Origin of the sequence: Vibrio sp. V03_P4A6T147 (assembly GCF_002241085.1) — a bacterium.
In the GTDB taxonomy this organism is placed as follows: domain Bacteria; phylum Pseudomonadota; class Gammaproteobacteria; order Enterobacterales; family Vibrionaceae; genus Vibrio; species Vibrio anguillarum.
Genome location: NZ_NDIO01000162.1, coordinates 1 through 7848 on the forward strand (window position 1 = coordinate 1; position 7848 = coordinate 7848).

The window sequence follows — 7848 nt, forward strand, 5'->3', positions numbered from 1 at the left end:
CTATTAAATCCGCCAATCTGGTGGTTAATGGCAATGCTTCACTCAATGGGCGTATTGAATGCCGTTTGCAGAGCGATGCAAAACATATTTTTAAGCAGATTATTCAAGAAAATGAGCGTTACGATCTCACCACGTGCAACCCGCCTTTTCATGCATCACAAGTAGAGGCGCAGCAAGGCAGCGAACGTAAGTTGAAAAATTTACAGCGTAATCGAGTCAAAAAAGGTCAAGAAATTGCGGGGCAAGACGCTAACAGAAGTAAGGCGGTCACGCTCAACTTTGGTGGACAAAAAGCTGAGTTATGGTGCCCCGGTGGTGAAGCTGCTTTTATTAAAAACATGGCCTTTGAAAGTCAACCCTACGCTCAGCAAGTGCTGTGGTTCACCACATTGATCTCTAAAAAAGAGAATGTACGTTGGATGCAAAAACAGTTAGATAAAGTGGGTGCTGCAGTGGTGAAGGTTGTTGAAATGCAACAAGGGCAAAAAGTGAGTCGATTCATCGCATGGAGTTTCCAAAATGACAGCCAACGCAAACAATGGTTAGCGGCAAAGTGCTAGGCTGACTTCGTTGATTGACTATATTGGTCAGTGAGTTGAGATAGCAATAGAAGGAGTAAGGTATGGACTTTGACCTTTATTTACCTTGCCAACCTGACTGGATCTGCCAGCCCTTCGCTTATCTGTTTGCTTTGCTTACGATGATTGGGCTTGGGTTTTTTATTCGTATTATCTATCGCGAATATCAAAAAATTCAGCGCGCTCAGAAAGTCAGACGTCTTCGCCGTATCCACTATCGTGACCGTAATGGTGGCAAAGACGGTAGACCCACCAATATCAAATAACCCTTGCCCTAGTAATACGATGTTAGGAAAAGGTATCGAGCGCCGCTTGATATTTTTTCTCTAACGCTTTATTTCCTGCCTTTTTCTCTAACTCTACCAATAATTGAAGCGATGTTTTTTGGTTACCGTAGCGCTGATTAAATTGCATCAAGCGGATGCGAGCTTGCGTGTATTGTTGAGCGTCAATTTCCAATTTAGCTAATTGCAGCAATGAACGAGCTCGATTAGGGTCATGGTCTAATGTTTTTGCAAAATAGTAGCGCGCTTGTTCTTTATCGCCAGATTTTAACGCGCAAAAGGCTGCGTTCTCATAGCTTGCTGGGACAAGGTAATAATAGGGTTGAGCAATGGCGCGGTTAAAATATTCATCGGCTTTTTGATATTCGCCCTGCTTGCACAAAAATGTGCCGTAGTTATTGAGAATATTGCCATTTTTGGGATGGGCGCGAAGCGCGGTTTGATAGGTTTTACGTGCGGCCTCTGTTTCACCGACAGTTTCGTAGTAGTGAGCCATCGCAAGTTGCGAGCGATAGTAAGTCGGCGCATGTTGTGTGGCTTTTTCTAGGTTCTCACGCGCTTTGCTCATGTTGCCATTTTCTAAATAGCCTAGGCCGAGCGCAATGCGAGATTCGGCCATTTCAACCGGATCCGCTTTTACTTCAGGCTCACCCTTTTCGTTCACGGTGACACAGGCCGATAACGTGAACATTATCAATATCATCAGTACTTTTTTCATTATCTGCAGCTCCTAAATCGCTTAGACGCATGATAAGGAAATCAGAAGATCGAGGGGGAAAGAGGAGAGAAGAATGCGAGTCAGTATGCACTATGTTTGATTAAAACCTGAACACCTCATTACTGAGATGATCAGGCATGAAACACTAATCGTCTTTGGTAAATTTATCTTCGCTAAAGTGTTCAAGGTCGTAAGGTGTTTGTTGGTAAACACAGTAGTTTAACCAGTTTGCAAACAGCAAGTGACCGTGGCTTCGCCAACTGGCGACTGGTTTATTATCTGGATTATCATTGGGGTAGTAGTTGACTGGGATTGCGGGTTCCATCCCTTCACCTAAATCTCGAATATATTCACCATGCAGTGTATGTGCGTCGTATTCAGGGTGACCTGTGACAAACACGTTACGTTTGTCTTTGGTTGAGGCTAAGTACACACCCGCCACATCAGAGGTGGCGAGAATATCTAAATTCGTATGTTCGGCTAAGTATTCTGGTGAGAAATCAGCATAACGAGAATGGGGCGCTAAAAAGGTGTCGTCAAAGCCGCGTAATATCGGATGAAAGGGATGGTGGATTTCATGATGATAAACGCCCGATAATTTTTCTTTGCGAGTTCGTTTGGGCAGATTGTAGAGCAGTTTTAGCCCCGCTTGCGCTGCCCAGCAAACGTAGAGTGTGGAAGTGACGTGATTTTTAGCCCATTCCATCACGCTTTTTAAGTGTTCCCAATAAATCACATCTTCAAATTGGACCAACCCCAAAGGCGCTCCGGTGATGATGAGCCCGTCGAAGTTGCGATTTTTTACCATCTCAAATTGACGGTAAAAGTTCTCCAAATGCTCAGTGGGGGTATTTTTACTTGGGCGCTCATCAATTCTCAGTAATTCAATATCCACTTGCAGCGGAGTATTGGATAACAGGCGCAAAAATTGAGTCTCGGTTTCGATTTTCTTCGGCATTAAATTCAAAATCAAAACTTTCAGTGGACGGATGCCCTGTGTGGCGGCACGTGTTTCTGACATCACGAAAATGTTCTCATGACGCAGTACATCACCGGCTGGCAGTTGGTCGGGGATCTTAATCGGCACAGCTTTCTCCCTAAGCTATTTTTGGACGTCTATACTGCCGAAGTTAACTCAATCAAAACCAGATGTCGATAGCAAAATGAATCTTGCTGTGAAATTGGTTACTATTGGATATCCGTTTACTTACCTGTTGGATACACATGTCGCTAACCTTAACTTTGATCAGGGGATTACCCGGCTCAGGCAAAAGCACCTTAGCAAGGACGCTACATGCAAAGCATTTTGAAGCGGATATGTATTTTATCAATGAGAAAGGCAACTATTGCTATCAGCCAGATAAAATCGAGCAAGCTCATCGGTGGTGTCAACAGCAAGTGGAGCGCTGTTTAGCGCAAGGTGAGGACGTTGTTGTGGCAAATACTTTTGTCCGACATTGGGAGATGCGAGCTTACCAGCAGTTGGCTAAACGTTACCATGCCACCTTAGTGATTAATGTTTGCCGTGCGCAGTACCAGAATGTTCATGGTATCGATGATGCCACTGTTGAGCGTATGCGTCAGCAGTGGCAGGAATGATTAATTAACGCTTCCGCTGGAGTTGGTAAAAGGCAAGGGCTCCCCAACCAAACACTTGCACCCACAAGATCCCCCACCGAGTGCTGATTTGATCCCATGATGCGCCCATTTGGTTCAAACTGAGAAAACTCTGAATGGCAGGCGTACTTGGAAAGAGGTTGGATATCCAAATGATAGGGCGTGGAATTGCTTCTAACGGCCAAATAAAACCAGCTGAAAAAATCAGTGGCATTGAGCTGATTAATACCACTAACGTCACCAATTCTCGCCGCGGTGTAACTGAACCAAGCCAAATGCCACATAGGCAAGAGGCCAGTAAGAAAGGCAGTAGAAGTAGCAATAAATGCCCCGCACTGGCGAGGGTGTTGACACCATGTGAGGTAAAACTGGCACCAAAGTAGTACATGCTGAGTAGATAATAAACAGCAACAAGGACAATGCTGCGTACCAATATTAATCGTAGCGGTGTGGTATGGCTCCAGTAGCCATTTCCGTGCTTTTGTGTTCCGCCCATTAATCCTGCCGCCATGATCATGGTTTGTTGTAAGATCAAAACAAACACCGCTGGGACAACGTAATCAACATAACCCATGCGTGGGTTAAAGGTCGGTTTTAAGTTGATGCTTGTGGCGGAATAGTGCTGAGCGGCCAGAGAAAGCGGTTCTTCTTCCATCACTAAACGTGACACTTTACTTTTCGCGGCTAAGGTTCCACCAGCTTGTGATAAGCCCTCAACGATGGTGCCATACACTAGAAAGTAAGAGGCATCGCCAGCGTAGGCCAGTGTTGGACTTTTCCCAAGCAGTAGGTCTTTATAAAAATGTTCAGGAATCACTAAAATACCGCTAACTTTGCGGTTAAGAAACGCCTGCTTGGCATCTTCAATGGTACTGTCGCGTTGAATCACTTTGACTTGTGGTGTTGCGTCAACCATGCGTTCTAGTTGATAACTGGCTTGGCTTTTATCGAGATTGACAATCGAGAGTGTCTGCTCGCGTGGAGTTTGCTGTGTATAAGGCAAAGGGTATAAAAAGGAGTAAAAAACCACGCCACCAAAGACAGTCAACAGCACCACAGGGTTAGTGAATAGCGCTTTTAGCTCTGCTTTAAGTAGAGCAATGAATCGCGTAGTTTCAGTCATGGTTGATTCGCTCGGCTTGCTTGTGTTTACGGATAAGAATCAAAGTGAGCAGCAGCGGCAATGCATAGCCCAGCATTGGCACTAAATACTTCAGTGATGACAGCAATTCAGCGTTATAACTCACTTGGCTTACTTGCACTTCAATGTAGTGACTCACCGGTAGCAGGTTTCGCCACCACTGCGCTAGAGTATTCATATCCGTCACTGGGAACGTAATGCCCATAAACGCAAAACTTGGTGCGGTAAAAGCGCCAGCAAAACTCATCGCTCTTGCCGGATCGAGTGTTAGAAAGAAAAAGAGTGCGCCCATGATCATACAGGCGAGCGTCATTGCAAGTTGTGCGATAATCAATAGAGCAAAACTGCCGTGCATTGGCCACATTAATATTTGATAAAACCAGATTAAAAAACCAATCCCTTGCAACATAAAAATCGGCAGATAACGCATCAATGTTAGCGTTAAAATTCGTAATGGCTTTTCTCCAAGCCACGTTTGCAAACCAAAGTGACGATGGTTTGCTGCCAAAATCATAATGGTACTGACCACGACAACGATTTGCCAAAGAGCGGGTACAACCGCCGAGACTAAAAATTGCGCATAGTTTGTATTGAGATTAAACAGGGGCGTAATCTGTGTCCTGATTGGTACGGCTCGCCCCATCGCACTCAATGTGGTTTGTTGGCTAGTCGCTAGGTTTTTTACGACATCCACTTGGGCATTGAACGTACTTTGTGCTTGAACAATAGCAGAGTTGATCAATCGTCCAACCAAAATGTATTGGCTATTGAAGAAGGTCGATACTTGTGGCTGCTCACCACGAAATATTGATTTATCAAATTGATACGGAATGACAACGTACGCGTAAATGTCACTTTCAATTAACGCAGTTTTGGCTTGATTGACATCTTGGAACTGGTGCGTGACTGCCATGGTCGAGGTTGCATCGAAATCTCTTATCAATTGACGTGACAATTGGCTGTGAGACAAATCGACCACGCCAATCGGCAGATCGCGCACTATCCCTTGTGAGAAAATCCACCAAATACTGAATGCCAATACTATTGGTATCCAGCTTAGGCTAGACAATAGCCAAGGGTCATGGCGCAGCAGAGGCCATTGAGGGCGAACCTGAATTGACATAAGGCTTATAGCTCAACCACTAAACTCATTCCCATACGCAAACCTTCGACAGGTGTGGTAGGGCGAGCTTCGATTTCAAAGGTGCGTAAATCAAACCCTTGTGAGGCGTCTGTTGATCGCCACGTGGCGAAATCACCCATCACTGCAATGTGGGAAACGATAAATTCTACTTTGGCGTCTAAAGCAGGTAAGTAAGCCGTAAATGTTGTGCCTTTCGTAAAATGCTTGAGTTGATCTTCGCGTACGTTGAGCACCGCCCATGAGTCTTGGGTATCCACGACAGTGACGACAGGAAAGCCCTGTGGAGCCAGTTCGCCACTTTGTAGCAGTACTTGGGACACTTCACCGTCAAACCAACTCTCAATTTTAGTGTCCGCGGCATAAGCTTCAACTTCCGCTACGGCACCAGCAGCCATACGTTCTTTTTCCGCGGCAGCGAGTTTAGTTTCAGAGCGTGCGCCTTCTTTGGTCATTTGATACATCTGAAAAGCGGCGCTTTCAGTATATTTAGCGGCCTGCCATTGGGTATTCGCTTCATCACGTTTTTGTTCAGCGACGACACCATCACGGTAAAGATTATTGACACGCAAATAGGTTTTTTCCATTAAATCCGCTGCGGCTTTGGCTTTAAGCCATTGATCTTTTGCCGCTTGGATCTGCTGATCGCGTGCGCCTGTTTCTGCTTCTTTAGCCAGTGCGCCCGCCGCTTTTTGACCCGCAATCGCTTGATCTAATTTAGCTTCAATTTCAGGGCTGTGCAGCGTGAAAATGAGCTGGCCACGTTCAACGCTATCGCCTTTGCGCACCAGTACCTGATCAATACGGCCGGGAACTTTTGAGGAAATACTGTATTGTTGAGATTCAATTTGACCTTGTAAGCGGACAGGTTTAGGTTGAGATGCTTGGTAAAAGCGATAGCCGACCCAAGAGATCGCCACCACAGCAGCAAGAGCAATCAGTGTTGGTTTTACGGCTTTCATAAGGCATCCTTTTGAGCAGGTGATTCGTGAGTCATTGATGAGTGCAACAAAATCGCTGATTGTGTGTAGATAGGGAAAGTATTCATTTCACTGGTCAATGCCAGTAACTTATTTAAAGAAAGTAAGTAGTTGAAGCTGGCTAATGACTGTTGCGTTTTTATACTAGCAAGGTAGAGCTCTGCATCCACTACATCTAAAGACGTTGCTAAACCCTGACTGAATGCCTTTTGGCGTAGGTTCAGGTTTTCATTAGCCAGTGTGAGACTTGAGTTTAGTCCCATCACTTCTTCCAATGCTTGTTCGGCTTCCAAATAGGTTTTTTCCACCAACACGCTCAAGTCTTGCTTAGCTTGCGCCTTTAAGTAACGTACTTGTGAGACCGCGCTGTGCGCTGCTTTGACTTGATCGCTGCGACCCGATGTTTCAATTAACGGAATGTTGACCCCAATACCCACTAACCAATCCGGTTTCATTTGGCTGGCCAGCGAATCGTCTTCATGTAGGCTGTAATCACCGTAAAGGTAGACTTCTGGATAGTATTTGCCTTGTTCAGCTTTGATCAAGCTGCTTGCTTGCTTTTCTTTTGCTTCAAGTAGTGCCAAGCCCGGATAGGTATTGAGCGTTTGCTCCACAAAAACAGAGAGTGGCGGTAAACGGTCATTGACAAACAGTGAACCACTTGGCTCGACTTTTTCTGTTTGACCTAGAATTTGGGTTAGTGCGCTTTGGGCAATATCTAAGGTTTTTTGTGCTTTTTTGCGTTCAACCGTTGCTTTATCTAATGAGGCTTCAGCTTGTAGCCGTTCCACATGGGCAATTTGTCCTTGTTGCTCTAACTTTAGTGCATTATCACGGTGCTTGGTTAACCCTTGCTCAACGGCTTGGCGAGTCACTAAAACCTCTTTTGCCAAAAGAACACTAAAGTAATATTTGCTCAAGTCTTCATAGCGCGCTTGTGTTTCCATTGCGAGCTGGCTTTGTGCTTCTTCTTTTTTACCTTCCGCAGCGGCTTGTGCGGCGCTGATCCGTCCGCCTGTAAAAATGGGCCAAATAGCGCGAATCGAAGAGCTGAAAATATCACGTTCGGTGATGGTTGATGTGATGGAGCCAGCACTGGCGAGTATCGGTCCTAAACCTAAAGATGATGGGATAGATTGCCCAGTGCTATCGAATATCTGCTTTCCTGACAAAGTAACATCTTGGTCTAAACGCGTGTAGTTTGCACCAATAGAAACAGCAGGCAAATTGAGACTGTCTGTGGAATTTTCAATATGCTGATAGCGTTCGACATTTGCCCGCCCAGCGGCAAGTGAATTATTGCTCTGTTGCAAAAGATCCCATGCTTGTTGAAAGGAAATCGGCGCGGCGAAAGAAGGGGCTGCACCAAGCAGAGTAAAGACGAATAGG

General features: G+C 45.3%; 9 protein-coding genes. 3 read left to right on the top strand and 6 right to left on the bottom strand.

What is annotated here, in order from left to right:
- Together B9J84_RS06350 and B9J84_RS06355 are read left to right on the top strand one after the other, a co-directional pair.
- Positions 1-560, top strand: a 560-nt coding sequence (locus tag B9J84_RS06350) for an RlmF-related methyltransferase (RefSeq protein WP_143698840.1), incomplete at its 5' end; no start/stop codon positions are given.
- Between the two features lie 62 nt (positions 561-622).
- Positions 623-844 carry a hypothetical protein gene (locus B9J84_RS06355; protein WP_010318596.1) on the top strand — a complete coding sequence of 74 codons (222 nt, stop codon included), beginning with the start codon at positions 623-625 and terminating at the stop codon, positions 842-844.
- 22 nt (positions 845-866) lie between these two features.
- Here the strand turns inward: B9J84_RS06355 and pilW are convergent, their stop codons facing one another.
- Positions 867-1580, bottom strand: a complete 714-nt coding sequence (gene pilW / locus B9J84_RS06360) for a type IV pilus biogenesis/stability protein PilW (RefSeq protein ID WP_094123773.1) — start codon at positions 1578-1580, stop codon at positions 867-869.
- A 145-nt stretch (positions 1581-1725) separates the two neighbouring features.
- On the bottom strand, positions 1726-2667 hold the full coding sequence (metA, locus tag B9J84_RS06365; RefSeq protein ID WP_013856656.1) for a homoserine O-succinyltransferase: 942 nt from the start codon (positions 2665-2667) through the stop codon (positions 1726-1728).
- 137 nt (positions 2668-2804) lie between these two features.
- On the opposite strand from metA, the gene B9J84_RS06370 reads away from it, so the two are divergent.
- A complete protein-coding gene (locus B9J84_RS06370; protein WP_179217533.1) occupies positions 2805-3179 on the top strand; it encodes an ATP-binding protein in 375 nt (124 codons plus the stop codon).
- A gap of 4 nt (positions 3180-3183) precedes the next feature.
- Here the strand turns inward: B9J84_RS06370 and B9J84_RS06375 are convergent, their stop codons facing one another.
- Genes B9J84_RS06375 through B9J84_RS06390 form a run of 4 tightly spaced genes read right to left on the bottom strand, consistent with a single transcriptional unit; the run spans position 3184 to position 7832 of the window.
- A complete protein-coding gene (locus B9J84_RS06375) occupies positions 3184-4320 on the bottom strand; it encodes an ABC transporter permease (protein WP_094123775.1) in 1137 nt (378 codons plus the stop codon).
- Positions 4313-5461, bottom strand: coding sequence for an ABC transporter permease (locus B9J84_RS06380; protein ID WP_094123776.1), 1149 nt, complete (start codon positions 5459-5461; stop codon positions 4313-4315). Before B9J84_RS06380 ends, B9J84_RS06375 begins: the two co-directional genes overlap by 8 nt.
- Before the next feature lie 5 nt (positions 5462-5466).
- Complete coding sequence (locus B9J84_RS06385) at positions 5467-6441, bottom strand: HlyD family secretion protein (RefSeq protein WP_094123777.1); 975 nt, start codon at positions 6439-6441, stop codon at positions 5467-5469.
- The gene (locus B9J84_RS06390) at positions 6438-7832 is read right to left on the bottom strand and encodes a TolC family protein (protein ID WP_094123778.1); all 1395 of its coding nucleotides are present in this window, start codon (positions 7830-7832) and stop codon (positions 6438-6440) included. Before B9J84_RS06390 ends, B9J84_RS06385 begins: the two co-directional genes overlap by 4 nt.
- Positions 7833-7848 lie beyond the last annotated feature (16 nt).

Coding starts and splice junctions, on each gene's coding strand:
- B9J84_RS06355 (WP_010318596.1), top strand. CDS start 623: ATGGACTTTGACCTTTATTTACCTTGCCAACCTGACTGGATCTGCCAG.
- pilW (WP_094123773.1), bottom strand. CDS start 1,580: ATGAAAAAAGTACTGATGATATTGATAATGTTCACGTTATCGGCCTGT.
- B9J84_RS06370 (WP_179217533.1), top strand. CDS start 2,805: ATGTCGCTAACCTTAACTTTGATCAGGGGATTACCCGGCTCAGGCAAA.
- B9J84_RS06375 (WP_094123775.1), bottom strand. CDS start 4,320: ATGACTGAAACTACGCGATTCATTGCTCTACTTAAAGCAGAGCTAAAA.
- B9J84_RS06380 (WP_094123776.1), bottom strand. CDS start 5,461: ATGTCAATTCAGGTTCGCCCTCAATGGCCTCTGCTGCGCCATGACCCT.
- B9J84_RS06385 (WP_094123777.1), bottom strand. CDS start 6,441: ATGAAAGCCGTAAAACCAACACTGATTGCTCTTGCTGCTGTGGTGGCG.